The sequence below is a fragment of the Methylobacterium sp. 4-46 genome, assembly GCF_000019365.1.
Taxonomy (GTDB): Bacteria; Pseudomonadota; Alphaproteobacteria; order Rhizobiales; family Beijerinckiaceae; genus Methylobacterium.
In genome coordinates this window covers 7,232,472-7,254,208 of record NC_010511.1, presented here as the reverse complement: position 1 = coordinate 7,254,208, position 21,737 = coordinate 7,232,472, and the positions used below count along the sequence as shown (strand labels likewise).

Here is a 21,737-nt window from a genome sequence, read left to right as displayed (position 1 = left end):
ATACAGTATGGTTTTGATTCTGGCCAGGGTCATGGACGCACGGCGCACCGACAGTTTCGAGACCGCCACGCCGGTTGAGCCGCCGACGCCGCGCCGCCGGGGCCATCGGCAGCTGGCGGTGCCGCTCCTCGCCCTGCTGATCCTGGCGGGCGGCGGCACCTATGGCTGGCACTGGTGGACGGTCGGGCGCTTCCGCGAGACCACCGACGACGCCTACCTGCAGGCCGACAAGGTGACGGTGGCGCCGCGCGTCGCCGGCTACGTGGAAGGGGTGAGCGTGGGCGACAACCAGGCCGTGCGGGCCGGGGACGTCCTGGCCCGGCTCGACGATCGCGAATTCCGCGTCGCGCTGAAGCAGGCGGAGGCCGAGGTCGAGAAGGGCCGGGCGCAGCTCGTGGGCGTCTCGGCCGCGATCCTGCAGCAGCAGGCGCAGGTCGCCTCCGCGCGGGCCGACCTCGTCAACGCCGAGGCGGCGCTGACCTTCTCGCAGCAGGAATATGCCCGCACCCAGGACCTCGTGAAGAGCGGCTCCGGCACGGTGCAGCGCCAGCAGCAGGCCGACGCGGACCTGCGCCAGCGCCGGGCCGCGCGCGACAAGGCGGCGGCCGCCCTCGACGCGGCGCAGCGGCAGGTCGAGAGCTTCCGGGCCCTGGAGACGAGCGCCCGGGCGAGCCTGGAGGGGGGCGAGGCCAAGGTCGAGCAGGCGCGGCTGACCCTGTCCTACGCCACGATCACGGCCCCGATCGACGGCGTGGTCGGCGACCGGGCCCTGCGGGTCGGGCAGTTCGTCCCGGCCGGGACCGGGCTCCTCACGATCGTGCCGATGGGGCGCGACATCTACCTGGTGGCGAATTTCAAGGAGACGCAGGTCGGCGCCATGGCGGAGGGCCAGCGGGTGAGCTTCACGGTCGACGCCTACGGGGGACACGCCTTCGAGGGCCGGATCGCGAGCTTCGCGCCGGGCACCGGCTCGCAATTCGCGCTGCTGCCGCCCGAGAACGCCACCGGCAACTTCACCAAGGTCGTGCAGCGGGTGCCGGTGCGGGTCGCCCTCGACGGCGACGACCCGCTCCTCGCGCGCCTGCGGCCGGGCCTCTCGGTGGAGGCCACGGTGCACACGGAGGCGGCGGCCCCGGCCCGCCCCGCGCGGCAGGCGCTCGCCCGGTGAGCGGGGCGGCGGCGACCGCGGCCGGGCGGGCGAGCGCCCGCGACTGGCTGGCGGTGTTCGGGGCGATCCTCGGCGCCTTCACGGCGATCCTCGACATCCAGATCACCAACGCGTCGCTCGCGGACATCCAGGGCGCGCTCGGCGCCTCGGCCGAGGAGGGGAGCTGGATCTCCACCGCCTACCTGATGGCGGAGATCATCGTGATCCCGCTCACCGGCTGGCTTTCCTCGGTGATCGGGCTGCGGCGCTACCTCGCCGCCAACACGCTGCTCTTCATCGGCTTCTCGGTCGCCTGCGCGCTCTCGACGAGCCTGCCGCAGATGATCGTCTTCCGTGCCGGGCAGGGCTTCACCGGCGGCGTGCTGATCCCGACCGCCATCGTGATCGTGCGCACCCGGCTGCCGCGGGCGCAGCAGGCGGTGGGCATCGCGCTGTTCGGGCTCACCGCCACCTTCGCGCCGGCGATCGGCCCGACCGTGGGCGGCTGGCTCACCGACCACCTGTCCTGGCACTACATCTTCTACCTCAACCTGCTGTTCGGGCCGGCGGCGGTGGTAATCCAGCTCGCCGCCTTCGACCCGGTCCCCGCCCGCTGGGGCGAGCTGCTCAGGGGCGACTGGATCGGCATCGGCTTCATGGCGACGGGCCTGCCGGCCCTGACCTTCGTGCTGGAGGAGGGGCAGCGCAAGGACTGGTTCGGCTCGCCGGTGATCGTCGAGGCCGCGCTGCTGGCGGCGGGCGGCATCGCCGGCTTCATCATCCGCGAACTCACGGCGGAGCGACCCTTCATCAACCTGCGCGTGCTGGCCCACCGCTCGGTCGGCGGCGCCTGCCTGCTGATGACCGTGCTCGGCGCCGTCTCGTTCGGCTCGATCTACATCATCCCGCTCTACTGCGCGCAGATCCAGGGCTACAACGCGCAGCAGATCGGCACCGTCGTGATGTGGTCGGGCCTGCCGCAGCTGCTCCTGTTCCCCGCGATGCCGCTGATCATGCGGGCCGTCGACGCCCGGCTTCTCGTCATCGCCGGCACGCTGTTCTTTGTCGCGAGCTGCTGGATCAATGTCGGGCTGAGCCACGACGTCGGGATGGACCAGCTGATCCTGCCGCAGCTGCTGCGGGCGATCGGCCAGCCGCTGTTCACGATCCCGCTCTCGCAGCTCTCGACGGCCGGCCTCGCCCCGCGCGACACGGCGGACGCCTCCGCCCTGTCGAACATGATGCGCAACCTCGGCGGCTCGATCGGCATCGCGATGCTCTCGACGGTGATCGACCGGCGCGAGCACCTGCACTTCTCGGTGCTGGCCGAGGCGATCACCCGCAACGGGACGCGCACGCAGGAGCGCCTCGCGGCTTTGGCGGCGGGGCTGCACGCTCACATGCCCGACCCGACGGCCGCCAAGGGGGCGGCGCTGGCGATGCTGGCCCGGCAGGTGCGCCGCGAGGCCACCGTGATGGCCTACGCGGACGGGTTCTGGCTGGTGGGCGCGAGCTTGGTGCTGAGCCTCGCGGTGGTGGCCGTGCTGCGCAAGCCGGCGCGGGCCGGCGGACCGGTGGAGGCGCATTGACGCGCCCGCGGCGCCCCGGGCGGGCGGCGCCCCGGGAAGGGGACCGTCCGGGCCGACCCGCCGAGCGCCGTCAGGCCGCCCGCACCGTCGACAGGAAGTGCGCGACCTCCTGCCCGAGATGCTCCGCCTGCTGCGACAGGGCGGAGGCCGCAGTCAGGACCTCCTTCGCCGCAGTGCCGGTCTCCCCGGCCGCCCCCGCCACCCCGGCGATGTTCACCGTCACCTCCGAGGTGCCCGCCGCGGCCTGCGCCACGTTGCGCACGATCTCCCGCGTCGCCGCCCCCTGCTCCTCCACCGCCGCCGCGATCCCGGCGCCGACCTCGTTGATCTCCCGGATCCGATCGGTGATCGTGCCGATCGCCGACACCGCCTGGCCCGTCGCCGCCTGAATCTGGCCGATCTGGGCCGAGATCTCCTCGGTGGCCTTCGCGGTCTGACTGGCGAGCTCCTTCACCTCGGCGGCCACCACCGCGAAGCCGCGCCCCGCCGCACCGGCGCGCGCCGCCTCGATGGTCGCGTTCAGGGCAAGAAGGTTGGTCTGGCTGGCGATCGAGGTGATCAGCCCGACCATGTCGCCGATCCGGCTCGCCGCCTGGCTCAGGGCCTGCACCAGCTGCGTGGTCAGGTCGGCCTCCTGCACCGCCGCCCGCGCCAGATGCGTCGCGCCCTGGACCTGCCGGCCGATCTCCTCGACCGAGGTGCCCAGTTCCTCGGCGGCGGCCGCCACCGTGTTCACGTTCGAGGCCGCCTGCTCGGCCGCCACCGCCACGTTGCTCGACTGGCTGGCGGTCACGCCCGCCGTCGCTGTCATCGCGTCGGCGGTGGTCTGCAGCGTCGCGGCGGAGCCGGAGAGCTGCGCGACGATGCCGCCCACCGCCGCCTCGAACCCGTCCGCCATCTGGCGCATGCCGGCGCGGCGCTGCTCCTCGGCCGAGGCGCGGGCGAGGGCAGTCTCCTCCTCGAGCGCGCGGCTGCGGATCAGGTTGTCGCGGAACACCTGCAGGGCCCCCGCCATGGCGCCGATCTCGTCGCGGCGGTGCCGGTAGGGAACCTCGGTCGCGGCGTCGCCGGCGGCGAGGCGGCCCATGGCGGCCGTCATGCGCTCGATCGGGCGCGACACGCCCAGGAACGAGAACGCCATCGCGCCGCAGGCCAGGAGGACGCTGACCGCCGAGACGGCCATCATGGTGCGCGCCGCGCTGGTCTGCGCCTCCCGCACGGCCTGGCCTGCCGCCACCCCGACGTGGTTGTTCAACTCCACGAGCTTGCGCACGACAGCCGCGGCGTCCTGGAAGTTCTCGAAGCCTTGGCCGCGAAAATAGGCCAACGCCGCGCTCTGTTCATCGAGCTTGTAGGAGCGCAGCCGCTCCCAGTCCTGGCGCACGATCGCGATCTTCTCGGCCATGAGGTCGTACTCCGCCCGCTCGCGCTGGCCGGCGATCAGCGGCTTGTACTCCTCGATCGCCTTATCCCGCTCCGCGGAGAGCTGCCTGTGCAGCGCGAGGTCGACCTCCCGCGCGGTCTCATTGTCGGCGACGACGAAACGAAGTTCGGTCGTTCTTACACGAAGGAGTAGAGTATTAATATCATTGGCTTTGCTCATCGACGGCATCGAGTCTATGAGCAAAGTGTCCATCTTGGCGCCGATCGTGTCGAGAGTGAGCTGGGTCGTCACGCCAGCCACGACCGCGCAGAGCAGAGAGATCCCGAACAAACCAGCCAGGACGACCTTGAGCGTGAGCCGCATCGTCTTCCCCTTGAGTCAATCGAGTGCGTGCCAATAAAGGCATCAATTATCTTAAGAGATCGTATACGATTACCGAGACAGGAATTTTCGGCAACGATAAGATGACACATCGAATACTTTAAATCTTGCACCGCACAGCAACAAGACAACTTATCGCACAGTCAATCGACAGTGCCTGAATTCAAGCTCAGGCGCGGCCGGCCGCGCCGTCCCGGCGTCGATCGGCGGACCAAACAAAGAAGGGGCCGGATCGCTCCGGCCCCTCGATCAACCCGATCCCTGGCGGATCAGAGCGAGTAGTAGTGCACGAACTCGATCGGATGCGGCGTCATCTCGAAGCGCAGCACCTCGGTCATCTTCAGCTCGATGAAGGAGTCGATGAAGTCGTCGTTGAAGACACCGCCGGCCTTGAGGAACTCGCGGTCGGCATCGAGCGAGGTCAGCGCCTCGCGCAGCGAGCCGCAGACGGTCGGGATCTCCTTGAGCTCCGCCGGGGGCAGGTCGTAGAGGTCCTTGTCCATGGCCGGACCGGGATCGATCTTGTTGATGATCCCGTCGAGCCCCGCCATCAGCATGGCCGCGAAGGCGAGGTAGGGATTCGCCATCGGGTCGGGGAAGCGCACCTCGACGCGCTTGGCCTTCGGCGAGGTCGTCCACGGGATGCGGCAGGAGGCGGAGCGGTTGCGGGCCGAGTAGGCCAGCAGCACCGGCGCCTCGTAGCCCGGCACCAGCCGCTTGTACGAGTTCGTCGACGGGTTGGTGAAGGCGTTGAGCGCCTTGGCGTGCTTGATGATGCCGCCGATGTAGTACAGGCACTCCTGCGACAGGTCGGCATACTTGTTGCCGGCGAAGACCGGCTTGCCTTCCCGCCAGATCGACTGGTGGACGTGCATGCCCGAACCGTTGTCGCCGTAGACCGGCTTGGGCATGAAGGTAGCGGTCTTGCCGTAGCTCTGGGCGACGTTGTGGATGCAGTACTTGTAGATCTGCATCTGGTCGGCCATCAGCGTCAGCGTGTCGAATTTCATCCCGAGTTCGTGCTGCGCGCTCGCCACCTCGTGGTGATGCTTCTCGACCTTGACGCCCATCGACTGCATGGCGGCCAGCATCTCGCCGCGCATGTCCTGGGCCGAATCCTGCGGCGGAACCGGGAAGTAGCCGCCCTTGGTCTGGACCCGGTGACCGAGGTTGCCGCCCTCGTACTCGGTCTGGCCGTTGATCGGCAGCTCGATCGAGTCGAGCTTGAAGCCGGTATTGTAGGGATCTGCCGAGAAGCGGACGTCGTCGAAGACGAAGAACTCGGCCTCGGGCCCGACGAAGATGGTGTCGCCGATCCCGCTCGCCTTCACGAAGGCCTCGGCCTTCTTGGCGATGCTGCGGGGATCGCGGCCGTAGGGCTCGCCGGTGGACGGCTCCAGCACGTCGCAGACGATCGACATCGTCGCGGCCGAGAAGAACGGGTCCATGCAGGCGGTCGCCGGGTCGGGCATCAGCAGCATGTCGGATTCGTTGATCGCCTTCCAGCCGGCGATCGACGAGCCGTCGAACATCGTGCCTTCCGCAAAGATGTCCTCGTCCACGAGCGACACGTCGAAGGTGACGTGCTGCCACTTGCCGCGCGGATCGGTGAAGCGGAAGTCGACGTACTTGACGTCGTTGTCCTTGATTTCCTTAAGGACTTCCGTGGCGGTCTTGGCCATTCCGTTTGGACCCCTTCCTAGTGCCGGCACGCGGCCGTCGCAACGCCGCGGACCGCACGCGCGGCCGCGCCATCTCATTCCGGGAGGAGGTCAGACGGTCAAGGGAAATCAGATCGCGTCGGCGCCCGTTTCACCCGTGCGGATCCGGATGGCCTCCTCGATCGACGACACGAAGATCTTCCCGTCGCCGATGCGGCCGGTCTGCGCGGATTTGCGGATGGCGTCAACCGCCCCGTCCACGAGGTGGTCGGGCAGCACGATCTCGAGCTTCACCTTGGGGAGGAAATCGACCACGTACTCCGCGCCGCGGTAGAGTTCGGTGTGGCCCTTCTGGCGGCCGAATCCCTTCGCCTCGATCACCGTAATCCCCTGGAGGCCGACCTCCTGGAGGGCTTCCTTCACCTCGTCGAGCTTGAAGGGCTTGATGATCGCTTCGATCTTCTTCATGCCGGGCGGGCCTGATTCTGCAACGGTTCCGGCCGCATTCCTACCATCGCGCCGCGACGACCGCCACGAGGATTTCCAGGGCGTGCCGTGAGAAGTGCTCAACGAAAAGGCGCATCCTGCGCGATTGTTGTGCAGCTGCTGCGTCCTGAGACCTGCCTGGATGTCGGGGGAAGGCCGGTATGGCGATGACCGAGCTGCTGACCAATGCGGAGATGCGTCGGGCCGACGCGGCGACGATCGCGGCGGGGACCGAGGGCTTCGCGCTGATGCGCCGGGCCGGGGAGGCGGTGGCCGCGCGGGCGCTGGCGCGGACGCCGCCCGGCACCCGGATCCTGGTCCTGTGCGGGCCGGGCAACAACGGCGGCGACGGTTTCGTGGCGGCCGCGCGGCTGGCGGCGGCGGGGCGCGGCGTCGCGGTGGCGCTGCTCGGCAGCCGCGACGCGCTCTCGGGCGACGCGGCCCGGGCGGCGGCGGAGTGGGGCGGGGCGGTCGGGGAGGCCGCGGCGGCGGATCCGGCCGGGTTCGACCTCGTGATCGACGCCCTGTTCGGCGCCGGCCTGTCGCGACCGGTCGACGGGGAGGCGAGGGCCCTGATCGAGCGGGTGAACGGCGCGGGCGTGCCGGTGCTGGCGGTCGACGTGCCCTCCGGCCTCGACGGCGACAGCGGCGCGCCGCGCGGCGTCGCCGTCCAGGCGAGCGAGACCGTGACCTTCGCGCGGCTCAAGCCGGGGCACCTGCTGCTGCCGGGCCGCGCCCTGTGCGGGCCGGTGACGCTCGCCGAGATCGGCATCCCGGACGCGGTCGTGGCGGGGCTCGGGGCCCGGACCTTCGCGAACGGGCCGGACCTCTGGCGCGCCCAGCTGCCGCGGCTGACCGAGGCCAGCCACAAATACACGCGGGGCCACGCCGTCGTGGTCTCGGGACCGGCGACCCGCACGGGCGCGGCGCGGCTGGCGGCGCGCGGCGCGCTGCGGATCGGGGCCGGGCTCGTCACGCTGGTCTCGCCCCAGGCGGCGCTGGCCGAGAACGCGGCCCAGCTCACCGCGGTGATGCTGCGGGTCTGCAACGGGGCGGATGACCTCGAGGACCTGCTCGTGGACGAGCGCCTCAACGCCATCGCGGCGGGGCCGGGCCTCGGCACCGGGGGCGCCACGCGCAACATCGTGCGGGTGGCCGCGGAGGCGGGCCGCGCCCTGGTGCTCGACGCGGACGCGCTCACGAGCTTCAAGGGCCGCGCCGGGGACCTCGCCCGGCACCTGCGCGACGGCGGCGCCCGGGCGGTGCTGACCCCGCACGCGGGGGAGTTCGGGCGCCTGTTCGACGACGTCGCGGCGGTGCCGCCGGGCTCCAAGCTGGAGCGCGCGCGGGCGGCCTCTTCCTTCCTCGGCGCGGTCCTGGTCTTCAAGGGCGCCGACACGGTGATCGCCGCGCCGGACGGACGGGCGGCGATCAACCGCAACGGCACGCCCTACCTGGGCACGGCCGGCTCGGGCGACGTGCTCACCGGGCTGGTGACGGGGCTCCTCGCCCAGGGGATGCCGGCCTTCGAGGCGGCCTGCGCGGCGGTCTGGATGCATGCCGAGGCGGGGCGGCGGCACGGGCCGGGGCTGATCGCCGAGGACCTGCCGGAGCTGATGCCCCGGGTGCTGGCCGGGCTGCTGGGCTGGGAGCCTCCGGGGGCGTGATCCGGGATCCGCTTGATCAAAGCGGATCCCGGATCACAAGCCTGCGCGGCGCGCCCGCACCCGTTCAAGCGGAAGGGCCCCGGACGTCACCGTCCGGGGCCCTTCTCATCCGCTCAGATCGGCGCCGCGGCCGTCAGTGGGCGACCAGCCCCGAGGCGTCGTCCTCGCCCCGGGCCGGCGTGGCGGGGAGCGTCTCGTCCCACTCGATCGCCTCCGGCAGCCGCACCAGGGCCTTCTGCAGCACCTGGTCCATGCGCGAGACCGGCACGATCTCCAGCCCGTTCTTCACGCTCGCCGGGATGTCGGCGAGGTCCTTGGCGTTCTCCTCGGGGATCAGCACCGTCTTGATGCCGCCCCGCAGCGCCGCCAGGAGCTTCTCCTTCAGCCCGCCGATCGGGAGCACGCGGCCCCGCAGCGTGACCTCGCCGGTCATGGCGATGTCGCGGCGCACCGGGATGCCGGTGATGACCGAGACGATCGCCGTCGCCATGGCGATGCCGGCCGAGGGCCCGTCCTTCGGGGTCGCCCCCTCCGGCACGTGGACGTGGATGTCCCGGCGCTCGAACAGCGGCGGCTCGACGCCGAAATCGACGGCCCGCGAGCGGACGTAGGACGCCGCCGCCGAGATCGATTCCTTCATCACGTCGCGCAGGTTGCCGGTGACCGTCATCTTGCCCTTGCCGGGCATCATGACGCCCTCGATCGTGAGCAGCTCGCCCCCGACCTCGGTCCAGGCCAGGCCCGTGACCACGCCGACCTGATCGTCCGTCTCCACCTCGCCGTAGCGGAAGCGCGCCGGGCCCAGGAACGTGTCGAGGTTCTCGTCCGTCACCGCCACCCGGACGACCTTGGAGATCAGGATCTCCTTGACCGCCTTGCGGATCAGGTTCGAGAGCTCGCGCTCCAGGTTGCGCACGCCCGCCTCGCGGGTGTAGCGGCGGATCAGCAGCAGCAGCCCGTCATCGTCGATCGACCATTCCTTCTCAGCCAGACCGTGCTTCTTGAGCGCGTTCGGGATCAGGTGGCGGCGGGCGATCTCGAGCTTCTCCTCCTCGGTGTAGCCGGCGATGCGGATCACCTCCATGCGGTCGAGCAGGGCCGGCGGGATGTTGAGCGTGTTCGCCGTCGTCACGAACATCACGTTCGAGAGGTCGTAATCGACCTCCAGGTAATGGTCGTTGAAGCTGGCGTTCTGCTCCGGATCCAGCACCTCGAGCAGCGCCGCGGACGGGTCGCCGCGGAAGTCCATGCCCATCTTGTCGATCTCGTCGAGCAGGATGAGCGGGTTCGAGGTCTTGGCCTTGCGCATCGACTGGACGATCTTGCCGGGCATCGAGCCGATATAGGTCCGGCGGTGACCGCGGATCTCGGCCTCGTCACGCACGCCGCCGAGCGACATGCGCACGAACTCGCGCCCCGTGGCCTTGGCGATCGACTTGCCGAGCGAGGTCTTGCCGACGCCGGGCGGTCCGACGAGGCACAGGATCGGGCCGGTCAGCTTGTTGGCGCGCTGCTGGACCGCGAGGTACTCGACGATGCGCTCCTTGACCTTGTCGAGCCCGAAGTGATCGGAATCGAGCAGATTCTGCGCGCCGACGAGGTCCTTCTTGATCTTCGAGCGCTTGCCCCACGGGATGCCCAGCATCCAGTCGAGGTAGTTGCGCACCACCGTCGCCTCGGCCGACATCGGCGACATCTGGCGCAGCTTCTTCAGCTCCGCCATCGCCTTGTCGCGGGCCTCCTTCGACAGCTTGGTCTTCTCGATCTTGTCCTCGAGCTCGGCCAGCTCGTCGCGGCCGTCCTCGTCGCCGAGTTCCTTCTGAATGGCCTTCATCTGCTCATTCAGGTAGTACTCGCGCTGGGTCTTCTCCATCTGCCGCTTGACGCGGGTGCGGATGCGCTTCTCGACCTGGAGCACCGAGATCTCGCTCTCCATGAGCGAGAGCACGCGCTCCAGCCGCTCGGCGACGGTCGGGATCTCGAGGATCGCCTGCTTGTCGGAGATCTTGACCGCGAGGTGCGAGGCGACCGTGTCGGCGAGCTTGGAGGGCTCGTCGATCTGGATCACCGCCGAGACCACCTCGGGGGAGATCTTCTTGTTCAGCTTGACGTAGTTCTCGAATTCCGAGATCACCGAGCGGGCCAGGGCCTCGGCCTCGATGCGGTCGCCGAGGTCGTTCGGCAGGGCCTCGGCCTCCGCGGCGTAGTACTCGTCGGAGCGCACGAAGCTGCGGATCTTGGCCCGGCCCGCGCCCTCCACCAGCACCTTCACGGTGCCGTCCGGGAGCTTGAGCAGCTGGAGCACCGAGGCGAGGGTGCCGATCGTGTAGATCGCGTCCGTCGCCGGGTCGTCGTCGGTGGCGTTGACCTGGGTGGCGAGCAGGATGTGCCGGTCGGCGCGCACGGCCTCTTCGAGCGCCCGGATCGACTTCTCGCGTCCCACGAAGAGCGGGACGATCATGTGCGGGAAGACCACGATGTCGCGCAGCGGCAGGACCGCGTAGGTCCCGGTCGACCCGGGAACGACGGGCTGGCGCGATTTCGGCTGGGTCATTGACTGACTTCCTTGATGGTGACTCCCGACGCTCCGCGCCTTCGAGGATCAGGGGAAAGCACGCGGAACGGGGGGCCGACCGGGCCGCAGGGGTCGGAGGGAGTGGCGGCCGGGCCGCGGCACCGCACCTCCGAGTGAGCATGCGGCCGCCGCGTTCTGCTCTCAGGTGGTTTCCGGCGCTGCGACTTTCAAGCGCCGTGCCACCCCGGCCGCATGGGAACTCGACATGGGAACTCGAGACGCGCAAGGCCGCCGCGGAGCGGCGGCCTTCGGAGGGCTCAGGCGCTGACGCTCGCCGGGGCGTCCTTGGCGCGGTCCCCGTGGATGTAGAGGGGCCTCGCCTTGCCCTCGACCACCTCGGGGCCGATGACCACCTGCTCGACCGAGTCGAGGCCCGGCAGGTCGTACATCGTCTCCAGCAGGATGCTCTCCAGGATCGAGCGCAGCCCGCGGGCGCCGGTCTTGCGCTCGATTGCCTTGCGGGCGACGAGCGTCAGCGCCTCCTCCTGGAAGGTGAGGTCGACGTTCTCCATCTCGAACAGCCGCTGGTACTGCTTGACCAGGGCGTTCTTGGGCTCCTGCAGGATCCGCTTGAGGGCGGTCTCGTCGAGGTCCTCCAGGGTGGCGAGCACCGGCAGGCGGCCGACGAATTCGGGAATGAGCCCGAACTTCAGCAGGTCCTCGGGCTCGACGGCCCGGAAGATCTCGCCGGTGCGGCGGTCGTCCGGGGCCTGGACGGTGGCGCCGAAGCCGATCGAGGTGCCCTTGCCCCGGGCCGAGATGATCCGCTCCAGCCCCGCGAAGGCGCCGCCGCAGATGAACAGGATGTTGGTGGTGTCGACCTGCAGGAATTCCTGCTGCGGGTGCTTGCGTCCGCCCTGGGGCGGCACGCTCGCCACCGTGCCCTCCATGATCTTCAGCAGGGCCTGCTGCACGCCCTCGCCCGACACGTCGCGGGTGATCGACGGATTGTCGGACTTGCGCGAGATCTTGTCGATCTCGTCGATGTAGACGATGCCGCGCTGGGCCCTCTCCACGTTGTAGTCGGAGGCCTGGAGCAACTTAAGGATGATATTCTCGACGTCCTCGCCAACGTAGCCGGCCTCGGTCAGCGTCGTCGCATCCGCCATCGTGAAGGGCACGTCGAGGATCCGGGCGAGCGTCTGCGCCAGCAGCGTCTTGCCGGAACCGGTCGGCCCGATCAGCAGGATGTTGGACTTCGCGAGCTCGACGTCGTTGTGCTTCGCCGCGTGCGCCAGCCGCTTGTAGTGATTATGCACCGCGACCGACAGCACCTTCTTGGCGAAATCCTGCCCGATCACGTAATCGTCGAGGACGCGACGGATTTCCTTCGGGGTCGGTACGCCGTCCCGCGACTTCACCAGCGAGGACTTCGATTCCTCGCGGATGATGTCCATGCACAGCTCGACGCACTCATCGCAGATGAAGACGGTCGGTCCCGCGATCAGCTTGCGGACTTCGTGCTGGCTCTTGCCGCAGAACGAGCAGTACAGCGTGCTCTTCGAGTCGTTGCCGCCAGCCTTGCTCATATGGGTCTCCAAGTCCCCGACGGGCCCACGCCGCGAGGGCGAGGCCGCGTCCCTCTAGATAGTGACACCCGACTAAAGAAACAGTCACCGCCTTCGCCGCACGTGCGTCGGGTGTCCGACGCAGAACGCTGATGCAAACACGCAGCCACCTCCGGATCAATCCCGCGAAAGCGACGCGGCCTCGCCAAAAGGCCGCATCGCCCGCGGGGTGGTTAATCCGCCAGGGCCCCGGCCCGTTCCGGGCGGGCCCCCGGATGGGCGGTCGGCGTCCCGGCTCAGGCGGCGGGCGTCTCCGCCCGCTTCTGCAGCACCTCGTCGATGAGGCCCCACTCCTTGGCGGCGTCGGCTGTCATGAAATTGTCGCGCTCCAGCCCCTGCTCGATCGCGTCGTAGTCGCGGCCGGTGTGCTTCACGTAGATCTCGTTGAGGCGGCGCTTCAGCGCCTCGATCTCGCGGGCGTGGATCAGGATGTCGGTGGCCTGGCCCTGGAAGCCGCCGGAGGGCTGGTGGACCATGATGCGCGCGTTCGGCAGCGCGAAGCGGTGGCCCGGCTCGCCCGCGGCGAGGAGCAGCGAGCCCATCGAGGCCGCCTGCCCGACGCAGAGCGTCGCCACCGGGCAGCGGATGAACTGCATCGTGTCGTAGATCGACAGGCCCGACGTGACCACGCCGCCCGGCGAGTTGATGTAGAAGGAGATCTCCTTCTTCGGGTTCTCGGCTTCGAGGAACAGCAGCTGCGCCACGATGAGCGAGGCGGAGTAGTCCTCGACCGGCCCGGTCAGGAAGATGATGCGCTCGCGCAACAGGCGCGAGTAAATGTCGAAGGCGCGCTCGCCGCGGCTCGACTGCTCGACCACCATGGGGACGAGCGCGCTGTTGTAGAATTCGACGGGGTCTCTCATCGGGTGGCCCTGGTTCTGGTAGGCCCGGCCGCGCCGCTGCGGCCGGGGTCACGGCGAATCGGTGAGCCCGCGGGTCGTCCGGTCCGCCGCCCCTGTCAGGGCCGCGGGCCGGATCAGGCCGCGCCGGTCTCGTGGCTGGGCGCGGAGCCCTCGGAGATCACCCCCTCGGAGATCACCCCCTTGGAGGCCCCGGCCTCGGACGCGGGCGCGGCGGCCTCGGCCGCCTCGTCCTCGTCGTCGGCGAAGAGCGCCTCCTTGGAGACGGGCTCCTCGACGAGTTTGACCTGACCGAGGACGTGGTCAACCACCTTCTCCTCGAACAGGGGAGCGCGCAGTTCGGCCATCGCCTGCGGGTTCTTGCGGTAGAAGTCGTAGACCTCGCGCTCCTGCCCGGGGAACTGGCGCAGCCGGGCGATCAGCGCCTGATTCACCTCTTCGTCCGGCACCTTGATATCGGCCGTCTCACCCACCTGCGCAAGGACCAGGCCGAGGCGCACCCGGCGCTCGGCGATGCGGCGGTACTCGCCCTGCGCCTTCTCCTCGGTGGTGCCCTCGTCCTCGAAGGTCTTGCCGCGGGACTTCAGGTCGGCCTCGACCTGCGCCCAGACCGCGGCGAATTCCTGGTGCACCAGGGTCGGGGGCAGGTCGAAGGCGTAGCGGGCGTCGAGCGCGTCGAGGAGCGCCTTCTTGACCCGGCGGCGCGACTGCGCGTCGAGCTCGTTGGCGAGCGACTTGCGCACGGCGTCCTTGAGCGCGTCGAGGTTCTCCAGCCCGAAGGTCTTGGCGAGCTCGTCGTCGATCTGGGCCTCGCCGGGCGCCTTCACGGCCTTCACGGTAACGTCGAACACCGCCTCCTTGCCGGCGAGGTGCTCGGCCGGGTAGCCCTCCGGGAAGGTCACCGTGACGGTGCGGGCCTCGCCCGCCTTGGCGCCGAGGAGCTGGTCCTCGAAGCCCGGGATGAAGGTGTTCGAGCCGAGGTCGAGGTCGGCATCCTCGGCGCTGCCGCCCTCGAAGGTCTCGCCGCCGATGCGGCCGACGAAGTCGATGACGACGCGGTCGCCGGTCTCGGCGGCGCTGCCCTCGGGGCGGTCGGCGTAGGAGCGGCTCTGCTCGGCCATGCGCTTGAGCGCGGTCTCGACCTCCTCGTCGGAGACCGTGGCGACCGGCTTCGTCACCGTGATGTCGGAATGGTCCTGCAGCTCGAAGGTCGGCATCACCTCGAGGGCGACCTGGAAGGCGAGGTCGGCCTTGGCGTCGAGGGCCTTCTCGATCTCGGCCTTGTCCTCCGGCATCTTGATCTGCGGCTCGAGGGCGAGCTTGAGCTTGTTCTCCTCGAGGATCTTCTGGTTGGCCTCGTTGACGGCGTTCTGGACGACGTCGGCCATGATCGAGCGGCCGTAGACCCGGCGCAGATGGGCGACCGGCACCTTGCCGGGGCGGAAGCCCTTCAGCTGGACCTTGTCCTTCATGCCGGCGAGTTCGGTCGTCAGCCGATCCTCGAGTTCGGCCGCGGCGAGCACCACCTGGAACTCGCGCTTCAGCCCCTCGGACTTGGTCTCGGTCACCTGCATCGTCGTCGTTCCGCCTCTTTCGAATCCGGTCCGCCCGCGGGTTCCGGACGGCGTCGAGAGGCACCGTGCGACGGAAACCGTCAGTCTGGCGGGCCGGCCCTGATGTGAAAAGCCAAACCGTCGTGTCGCCTTGCGGCGGATGTCCCCCGCGGCGCCGAAAGCCCGGCGGAATGGTGCGGGCGGAGGGGCTCGAACCCCCACGACTCTCGTCACTGGAACCTAAATCCAGCGCGTCTACCAGTTCCGCCACGCCCGCAACGCGCGCGCCCGGGATCGCCGCGGCGCTCGGGCGGCGCTCTATAGCATGGTCTCGCGGGCGCGCAGCAAGAATTTTGGGCCGCCGCCGGAACCGCCCGGGGGCCGCGCCGGGGGCGATTTTCGGGGGCGCTCGCCTGCCCGGGCGGCGCCCGCTACAAGGCCAGCGCCGCGCCGGCCCGCAACCGCAACCTGCCGAGGTGTCATGACGCCGTCCTCCCCGCCCACGCGCCGGGCGCTCCTCGCGGGCGCCGCCCTCGCCCTGGTGCCCGCCCGTCCCCGCGCGCAGGCGCCCCAGCCGGCCGGGCCGGGGGCCGCGCCGGGAGGCCCGGCTCCGGCGCCGGAACCCCGGATCCTGACGGCGGCGCCGGCCACCGCCCGGCTGCGGCCCGACGCGCCCGCGGAGACGCCGGTCTGGGCCTTCGACGGCCGATCGGTGCCGCCGGTGCTGCGGGTGAAGCGCGGCGAGGCCGTGCGGCTGCGCCTCGACAACCGCACCGACAAGCCGCTCTCGCTGCACTGGCACGGGGTGCGCAACGCCAACGCCATGGACGGGGTCGGCGGCGTCACGCAGGCGCCGGTCGCCCCGGGGGCGAGCTTCCTCTACGCCTTCACGCCGCCGGACGCGGGCACTGCGCTGATCCGGCCGCTGGTCGTGGGCGGCGCGAGCGAGCCGGCCGGGCGCGGCCTCGCCGGGCTGCTGGTGGTGGAGGAGGCCAAGCCCCCCGTCGTCGACCGGGACGTGCCGCTCGTCCTGCAGGACTGGCGGCTCGAGCCGGACGGGACGCTCGCGGGTTTCGGGCCGCTGCCCTTCGCGGCGAGTTCCGGGCGGCTCGGCAACACGCTCACGGTGAACGGGCGGCCGGGGCCGGAGGCGATCGCGGCGCCGCCGGGGGCGCGGCTGCGGCTGCGGCTCGCCAATGCCTGCAACGCGCGGGCGACGCGCCTGCGCTTCGACAAGCTCAAGGTCTGGGTGGCCGCGGTGGACGGCCAGCCCACCGACACGTTCGAGCCCCTGCGCGCGACGCTGCCCTTCCCGCCGGGCACGCGCTACGACGTGCTCCTCGACGTGCCCTCCGGGAAGGAGGGCGGGGGCACGGTGACGGCGCTGATCGGGCCGGGAATCCCGCTCGCCGTGGTGACGCCGGAGGGGGAGGCGCTGCCGGCCCGCCCGCCCGTCGCGGCGATCGGCGAGAACCCGCTGCTGCCGCCGGAGATCAAGCTCCAGAACGCGGTGCGGCGCGACCTGACCCTCGCGGGGGGCGCCACCCTCGACAAGGCGAGGCCCGAGGCGCCGCCGGCCTACGCGGGCGACCCGGCCCGGATCTGGACGGTGAACGGGGCGGCCGGGACGGCCGGCGCGGCGCCGCTCTTCTCGGTGAAGCGGGGCTCGGTGGTGGTGCTGGCGCTGACCAACCAGACCGCCTTCCCGCAGTCGCTCCACCTGCACGGCCACGTCTTCCGGCTGCTGCACCCGCTCGACGACGGCTGGGAGCCCTACTGGCTCGACACGTTCCAGCTCCTGGAGGGACGCACGGCCCGGATCGCCTTCCTGGCGGACAATCCCGGCCGCTGGCTCGTGAGCGCGACGGCGCTGGAGCGGTTCGACACCGGGCTGTGGACCTCGTTCGAGGTGACCTGAGGGGGGCGGCGCCCGGGGCGCGCCCCGGGAAGGCCGCTCCCTCCTCGCCGCCGGGGAGGGAGCGCCCCGGCTCAGGCCCGGCGACGGCCGAGCCCGCTCGACTTGGCGAGTTCCGACCGCTGCGCGGCGTAGTTCGCCGCCACCATCGGGTAGTCCGGCGGCAGGCCCCACTTCTGCCGGTACTGCTCGGGCGTCAGCCCCCGGGTCGAGAGGTGACGCTTCAGCGACTTGTACTGGCGCCCGTCCTCCAGGCTGATCAGGAAGTCCGGCGTGATCGTCTTCTTGATCGGCATCAGCGGGACCGGCTTCTCCGGCTCGGCCGGGGCGGGGTTGCGGAGCCGCACGAGCGAGGTGTGGACGGCGCTGATCAGGCTCGGCAGGTCCGCCACGGGCACGGAGTTGTTCGACACGTAGGCCGCGACGATGTCCGTGGCCTGCTCGATCAGACCGATTTCTTGATCTTGGTCCTGCATTCATATGCTCCGGTTCGCAGAGTGCCAGCCCCATGCGTTCCCGAGATGCAGACGTCAATATTCATTTTAGCGAATGCGACAGTCTTACACCACGGAAACGCTTCAGCCACACTCCGATACGGAGACATAGGGCGGCGCGGCGGAGCCGGAACGGTGTTGTTCGGCCATGCGCTGAGGTAATACAGCCATTGCAGCGGAAGCCCGGGGCGCCGGGATCCGGGCGGGCCGGATTCGACCGGCCCGCGCGGGCGCCCGATTGTGCTTTCGCGGGCAGCCCCTCTATAACGCGGTCCCGTTTCACCGAGGGCCCGGCGTCGAGCGCTTCCGCTGCGGAGGTTCCGCCAGGCCCGTCGCCCCGGGGAGTGCCATGGCCGGACATTCGCAGTTCAAGAACATCATGCACCGCAAGGGCCGCGTCGACGCGGTCCGCTCCAAGGTCTTCGGCAAGCTCGCGCGCGAGATCACGGTGGCCGCCAAGCTCGGCGTGCCGGACCCGGCCATGAACCCGCGCCTGCGCGCCGCGATGCTGGCGGCCCGGGCCGAGAACATGCCCAAGGACAACATCGAGCGCGCGATCAAGAAGGCGACCGGCGGGGAAGGGGAGAATTACGAGGAGATCCGCTACGAGGGCTACGGCCCGGGCGGGGCGGCGCTGATCGTCGAGGCGCAGACCGACAACCGCAACCGCACGGCCTCGGACGTGCGCTCGGCCTTCACCAAGGCCGGCGGCAGCCTCGCCGAGACGGGCGCGGTCTCGTTCATGTTCGACCGGGTCGGGCTCGTCGCCTTCGACGCGAAGGTGGCGGACGCCGACGCGATGCTGGAGGCCGCCATCGAGGCGGGCGCCGACGACGTCAAGTCGGACGAGAGCGGCCACGAGGTCACCTGCGAGCACGGCGCCCTCGGGGAGGTCGCCAAGGCCCTCGAGGCCCGCTTCGGCGAGCCCCGCCGCACCGCCCTGGTCTGGCGCCCGCAGAACACCGTCGAGGTCGACGACGAGACCGGCGAGAAGCTGATCCGCCTCGTCGAGATGATCGAGGACCAGGACGACGTCCAGAACGTCTTCGTGAACTTCGCGGTCTCGGACGCGCTGATGGCCCGGATGCAGGACTGAGCGGCGCGCCGGGACGGAGGGTCGCGGGCCGAGATCCCCGCCCAAGATCGCGGGCCGAGATCCCGGGCCGAGATCCCCGGCCAAGGTAACGGGCCGAGATCCCGGGCAGGACCGTCGCCCGCCCGCGACCACGCATCCGTGATCGCGTCCGCCGCGCGGCCGCCCGAATCGGGTGGTCTCGTGCCGGGCATGACGGACTGGACGGCACCGGTACAACTCCTGTTCTGGCCCGGGGAGGCCGACGGACCCGACGAGCGCCCGTGCGTGACCCTGCGGGAGGCGGTGCTGGCCGCCCGCGCGACGACGGGCGAGCGCCGCGCCTGGATCATCACGGCGAGCGGCCACATCCTGCGGCCCGGGGAGGTCGCCTCCCTGGTCGCGGCCCTCGCGGTCGCGGAGCCGGCGGGCTGAGAGGGGCGCCCTTGTCCCGGCCCGCCCGATGCGGCAAAGCGTCGGGCCTCACGCAGGGACGGCGGGCCGCCCGCCGTCGGAGACGGTTCTGCCGATGCACGACATCCGGGTCATCCGCGACAATCCCGCCGCCTTCGACGCCGGGCTGCGCCGGCGCGGGCTGGAACCGCTCGCCGCCGAGCTCGTCGCCCTCGACGATGCCCGCAAGGCGGCGATCTCGGCCGCGCAGGTCGCCCAGGAGCGGCGCAACGCCCTCTCGAAGGAGATCGGCGCGGCCAAGAAGGCGCGGGACGAGGAGCGGGCCCGGGCGCTGATGGCGGAGGTCGCGCGGCTCAAGGAGCAGGCGCCGGGCCTCGACGCCGCGGCCGACGCCGCCGCGAGGGCCCTCGACGCCCGCCTCGCGGCGATCCCGAACACCCCCGGGCCCGAGGTGCCGGAGGGGAGGGACGAGCACGACAACGTCGAGCTTCGCCGCTTCGAGGGGCGCGGCCGGGCCGAGAGCGGGCGCCAGCACTTCGAACTCGGCGAGGCCGCGGGCCTGATGGATTTCGAGGCCGCCGCCCGGCTGTCGGGCTCGCGCTTCGTCGTGCTGAAGGGCCGCCTCGCCCGGCTGGAGCGGGCGCTGGGCCAGTTCATGCTCGACCTGCACACCGCCGAGCACGGCTACACCGAGGTCGCGCCGCCGCTCCTGGTGCGCGACGAGGCGATGTTCGGCACCGCCCAATTGCCGAAATTCCGCGACGACCAGTTCGCCGCGCAGCCCGGCGCGGTCGAGCCCGGGGCGCCGGGGCGCTGGCTCATCCCCACCGCCGAGGTGCCGCTCACCAACCTCGTGCGCGAGAGCATCCTGTCCGAGGACGAGCTGCCCCTGCGCTTCACCGCGCTGACGCCCTGCTTCCGGGCCGAGGCCGGGGCGGCGGGGCGCGACACCCGCGGCATGCTGCGCCAGCACCAGTTCACCAAGGTCGAACTCGTCTCGATCACGGCGCCCGAGCAATCCGCCGAGGAGCACGAGCGCATGCTCGCCTGCGCGGAGGCCGTGCTGCGCCGGCTCGACCTGCCCTACAGGGTGATGACGCTGTGCACCGGCGACATGGGCTTCGCCTCGCAGAAGACCTACGACATCGAGGTCTGGCTGCCGGGGCAGGGGACCTACCGGGAGATCTCGTCCTGCTCGGTCTGCGGCGATTTCCAGGCCCGGCGCATGGAGGCCCGCTTCCGCCGCCGGGAGGATCGCGGCCTCGGCTACGTGCACAGCCTCAACGGGTCGGGGGTGGCGGTCGGCCGCGCCCTCATCGCCGTGATGGAGAATTACCAGAACCCGGACGGCAGCGTCACGGTGCCGTCCGCGCTCGCGCCCTACATGGGGGGCGTCACGCGAATCGAGGGACCACACGCCTGATGCGCATTCTCGTCACCAACGACGACGGCATCCACGCGCCGGGCCTGAAGGTCCTGGAGGAGATCGCCCGGGGGCTGTCCGACGACGTCTGGGTCGTCGCGCCCGAGACCGACCAGAGCGGGGTGTCGCACTCGCTCTCGCTCAACGATCCCCTGCGCCTGCGCAAGGTCGCCGAGACGCGCTTCGCCGTGAAGGGCACCCCGTCGGATTGCGTGATCATGGGGGTGCGCCACATCCTCAAGGAGCGCGGGCCGGACCTCGTGCTCTCGGGCGTCAACCGCGGCCAGAACGTCGCCGAGGACGTGACCTATTCGGGCACGGTCGCGGGCGCCATGGAGGGGACGATCCTGGGCGTGCGCTCGATCGCGCTGAGCCAGGCCTACGGGGCGGGCGGGCGGGCCCACGTGAAGTGGCAGACCGCCTCCCATCACGGGGCGCGCACGATCCGGCGCATCCTCGAGGCGGGGATCGAGCCCGGCATCCTCGTCAACGTGAACTTCCCCGATTGCGAGCCGGAGGCGGTCGAGGGGATCGCGGTCGTGGCCCAGGGCATGCGCAACCAGCAGCTCCTCGCCATCGACGAGCGCGTGGACGGGCGCGGCAACCCCTATTTCTGGCTCGCCTTCGCGAAGGCGCGGTTCGAGCCCGGCCACGGCACCGACCTCAAGGCCATCGCGGAGAACCGCATCGCGGTGACGCCGCTGCGCCTCGACCTCACGGATGAGCCGACGCTGACGCGCTTCGCCCAGGCCCTCGGCTGAGCCGGTGGACGAGGATCCCGAGGGGCGCGGGGCCGTCGAGGCGGCGAGCTTCGCGCTCGCCCTGCGGGCGCGGGGCGTGCGCGACGCGGCGGTGCTCGGCGCCATGGAGCGGGTCCCGCGCGACCGGTTCGCGCCGGAGGCCCTGCGCGACCTCGCGCGGCGCGACGTCGCCCTGCCGCTGGCCTGCGGCCAGACCATGACGGCGCCGAGCGTGGTCGCCGCCATGCTGACGGCCCTGGAACCGCGGCCCGGCAGCCGCGCCCTCGAGATCGGGACCGGCTCGGGCTACGCCACGGCCCTGCTGCTGCGCCTCGGCTGCGCGATGGTCGAGAGCCTGGAGCGCTACGCCACCCTGGCCTCCGACGCGCAGGCCCGCCTCGACGCGGCCGGACTCGGCGGCGCGGTGCGCCTGCGGATCGCGGATGGCTGCGCCCGGGAGAAGGACGTCACCCCCTTCGACCGCATCCTGGTCAACGGGGTCCTGCCCGCCATCCCGGATCACCTCGGCCAGCGCCTCGCGCCGGGGGGCCGCCTCGTCGGGGCGGTCGTCACCGAGGCGGGCCCGCGCCTCGCGGTGATCGAGCGCGGCCCGGAAGGGCTCGCCCGCCGCCTGCTCGACGGGGCGACGCGGATCGCGCCGCTGACGGCGGGCCGGGCGGCGGTGCTGTAGCCGGACACGGCGCAGCGCCCCGGCAGGCGGGCGGTTCCCGGGACCGCTCGACTCCCGCGCGGGCATCCCGGCCGCGCTCCCCGCAACGGAAGCTTAACCTGAATGGGATTTGAATCT

17 protein-coding genes and 1 tRNA gene are annotated in these 21,737 nt (G+C 71.0%); 9 read left to right on the top strand and 9 right to left on the bottom strand.

Annotated elements, in window-relative coordinates; translation table 11 throughout:
- Nucleotides 1-31 precede the first annotated feature (31 nt).
- Together M446_RS31915 and M446_RS31910 are read left to right on the top strand one after the other, a co-directional pair.
- A complete protein-coding gene (locus M446_RS31915; RefSeq protein ID WP_012336223.1) occupies nucleotides 32-1,168 on the top strand; it encodes an HlyD family secretion protein in 1,137 nt (378 codons plus the stop codon).
- Nucleotides 1,165-2,736, top strand: coding sequence for an MDR family MFS transporter (locus M446_RS31910; RefSeq protein ID WP_012336222.1), 1,572 nt, complete (start codon nucleotides 1,165-1,167; stop codon nucleotides 2,734-2,736). The genes M446_RS31915 and M446_RS31910 overlap by 4 nt, the downstream gene beginning before the upstream one ends.
- A gap of 70 nt (nucleotides 2,737-2,806) precedes the next feature.
- On the opposite strand, the gene M446_RS31905 is transcribed toward M446_RS31910, so the two are convergent.
- From M446_RS31905 to M446_RS31895, 3 genes are all read right to left on the bottom strand, one after another.
- Nucleotides 2,807-4,483: a methyl-accepting chemotaxis protein gene (locus M446_RS31905; RefSeq protein WP_012336221.1), complete on the bottom strand. Its 1,677-nt coding sequence runs from the start codon at nucleotides 4,481-4,483 to the stop codon at nucleotides 2,807-2,809.
- A 287-nt stretch (nucleotides 4,484-4,770) separates the two neighbouring features.
- Nucleotides 4,771-6,183, bottom strand: coding sequence for a type I glutamate--ammonia ligase (glnA, locus tag M446_RS31900; RefSeq protein WP_012336220.1), 1,413 nt, complete (start codon nucleotides 6,181-6,183; stop codon nucleotides 4,771-4,773).
- Between the two features lie 108 nt (nucleotides 6,184-6,291).
- Entirely contained in the window at nucleotides 6,292-6,630 is a 339-nt protein-coding gene (locus M446_RS31895) for a P-II family nitrogen regulator (protein ID WP_012336219.1), read from the bottom strand.
- A 179-nt stretch (nucleotides 6,631-6,809) separates the two neighbouring features.
- Here M446_RS31895 and M446_RS31890 point away from each other — a divergent pair, with 179 nt between their 5' ends.
- Complete coding sequence (locus tag M446_RS31890) at nucleotides 6,810-8,315, top strand: bifunctional ADP-dependent NAD(P)H-hydrate dehydratase/NAD(P)H-hydrate epimerase (RefSeq protein WP_012336218.1); 1,506 nt, start codon at nucleotides 6,810-6,812, stop codon at nucleotides 8,313-8,315.
- A 133-nt stretch (nucleotides 8,316-8,448) separates the two neighbouring features.
- Here M446_RS31890 and lon read toward each other — a convergent pair whose 3' ends face one another.
- The 5 genes from lon to M446_RS31865 all read right to left on the bottom strand — a co-directional run bounded on the left by lon (nucleotide 8,449) and on the right by M446_RS31865 (nucleotide 15,148).
- Complete coding sequence (gene lon / locus M446_RS31885) at nucleotides 8,449-10,869, bottom strand: endopeptidase La (RefSeq protein WP_012336217.1); 2,421 nt, start codon at nucleotides 10,867-10,869, stop codon at nucleotides 8,449-8,451.
- A 278-nt stretch (nucleotides 10,870-11,147) separates the two neighbouring features.
- Nucleotides 11,148-12,419: an ATP-dependent Clp protease ATP-binding subunit ClpX gene (gene clpX, locus M446_RS31880; protein ID WP_012336216.1), complete on the bottom strand. Its 1,272-nt coding sequence runs from the start codon at nucleotides 12,417-12,419 to the stop codon at nucleotides 11,148-11,150.
- A 275-nt stretch (nucleotides 12,420-12,694) separates the two neighbouring features.
- A complete protein-coding gene (locus tag M446_RS31875; protein WP_012336215.1) occupies nucleotides 12,695-13,321 on the bottom strand; it encodes an ATP-dependent Clp protease proteolytic subunit in 627 nt (208 codons plus the stop codon).
- A gap of 113 nt (nucleotides 13,322-13,434) precedes the next feature.
- Entirely contained in the window at nucleotides 13,435-14,892 is a 1,458-nt protein-coding gene (gene tig, locus M446_RS31870; RefSeq protein WP_012336214.1) for a trigger factor, read from the bottom strand.
- 171 nt (nucleotides 14,893-15,063) lie between these two features.
- Nucleotides 15,064-15,148, bottom strand: a tRNA-Leu gene (locus M446_RS31865).
- Between the two features lie 204 nt (nucleotides 15,149-15,352).
- On the opposite strand from M446_RS31865, the gene M446_RS31860 reads away from it, so the two are divergent.
- A complete protein-coding gene (locus tag M446_RS31860; protein ID WP_012336213.1) occupies nucleotides 15,353-16,789 on the top strand; it encodes a multicopper oxidase family protein in 1,437 nt (478 codons plus the stop codon).
- Between the two features lie 71 nt (nucleotides 16,790-16,860).
- Here M446_RS31860 and M446_RS31855 read toward each other — a convergent pair whose 3' ends face one another.
- On the bottom strand, nucleotides 16,861-17,262 hold the full coding sequence (locus M446_RS31855; protein ID WP_012336212.1) for a MucR family transcriptional regulator: 402 nt from the start codon (nucleotides 17,260-17,262) through the stop codon (nucleotides 16,861-16,863).
- 367 nt (nucleotides 17,263-17,629) lie between these two features.
- On the opposite strand from M446_RS31855, the gene M446_RS31850 reads away from it, so the two are divergent.
- From M446_RS31850 to M446_RS31830, 5 genes are all read left to right on the top strand, one after another.
- A complete protein-coding gene (locus M446_RS31850; protein WP_012336211.1) occupies nucleotides 17,630-18,376 on the top strand; it encodes a YebC/PmpR family DNA-binding transcriptional regulator in 747 nt (248 codons plus the stop codon).
- Between the two features lie 138 nt (nucleotides 18,377-18,514).
- Complete coding sequence (locus tag M446_RS31845) at nucleotides 18,515-18,787, top strand: hypothetical protein (protein ID WP_236728833.1); 273 nt, start codon at nucleotides 18,515-18,517, stop codon at nucleotides 18,785-18,787.
- A 94-nt stretch (nucleotides 18,788-18,881) separates the two neighbouring features.
- Complete coding sequence (gene serS, locus M446_RS31840) at nucleotides 18,882-20,189, top strand: serine--tRNA ligase (RefSeq protein ID WP_012336209.1); 1,308 nt, start codon at nucleotides 18,882-18,884, stop codon at nucleotides 20,187-20,189.
- Nucleotides 20,189-20,950, top strand: a complete 762-nt coding sequence (gene surE / locus M446_RS31835; RefSeq protein WP_012336208.1) for a 5'/3'-nucleotidase SurE — start codon at nucleotides 20,189-20,191, stop codon at nucleotides 20,948-20,950. The genes serS and surE overlap by 1 nt, the downstream gene beginning before the upstream one ends.
- 4 nt (nucleotides 20,951-20,954) lie before the next feature.
- A complete protein-coding gene (locus tag M446_RS31830) occupies nucleotides 20,955-21,620 on the top strand; it encodes a protein-L-isoaspartate O-methyltransferase family protein (RefSeq protein ID WP_012336207.1) in 666 nt (221 codons plus the stop codon).
- Nucleotides 21,621-21,737: the final 117 nt, after the last annotated feature.

Coding starts and splice junctions, on each gene's coding strand:
- M446_RS31915 (WP_012336223.1), top strand. CDS start 32: ATGGACGCACGGCGCACCGACAGTTTCGAGACCGCCACGCCGGTTGAG.
- M446_RS31905 (WP_012336221.1), bottom strand. CDS start 4,483: ATGCGGCTCACGCTCAAGGTCGTCCTGGCTGGTTTGTTCGGGATCTCT.
- glnA (WP_012336220.1), bottom strand. CDS start 6,183: ATGGCCAAGACCGCCACGGAAGTCCTTAAGGAAATCAAGGACAACGAC.
- M446_RS31895 (WP_012336219.1), bottom strand. CDS start 6,630: ATGAAGAAGATCGAAGCGATCATCAAGCCCTTCAAGCTCGACGAGGTG.
- M446_RS31890 (WP_012336218.1), top strand. CDS start 6,810: ATGGCGATGACCGAGCTGCTGACCAATGCGGAGATGCGTCGGGCCGAC.
- lon (WP_012336217.1), bottom strand. CDS start 10,869: ATGACCCAGCCGAAATCGCGCCAGCCCGTCGTTCCCGGGTCGACCGGG.
- clpX (WP_012336216.1), bottom strand. CDS start 12,419: ATGAGCAAGGCTGGCGGCAACGACTCGAAGAGCACGCTGTACTGCTCG.
- M446_RS31875 (WP_012336215.1), bottom strand. CDS start 13,321: ATGAGAGACCCCGTCGAATTCTACAACAGCGCGCTCGTCCCCATGGTG.
- tig (WP_012336214.1), bottom strand. CDS start 14,892: ATGCAGGTGACCGAGACCAAGTCCGAGGGGCTGAAGCGCGAGTTCCAG.
- M446_RS31860 (WP_012336213.1), top strand. CDS start 15,353: ATGACGCCGTCCTCCCCGCCCACGCGCCGGGCGCTCCTCGCGGGCGCC.
- M446_RS31855 (WP_012336212.1), bottom strand. CDS start 17,262: ATGCAGGACCAAGATCAAGAAATCGGTCTGATCGAGCAGGCCACGGAC.
- M446_RS31850 (WP_012336211.1), top strand. CDS start 17,630: ATGGCCGGACATTCGCAGTTCAAGAACATCATGCACCGCAAGGGCCGC.
- serS (WP_012336209.1), top strand. CDS start 18,882: ATGCACGACATCCGGGTCATCCGCGACAATCCCGCCGCCTTCGACGCC.
- surE (WP_012336208.1), top strand. CDS start 20,189: ATGCGCATTCTCGTCACCAACGACGACGGCATCCACGCGCCGGGCCTG.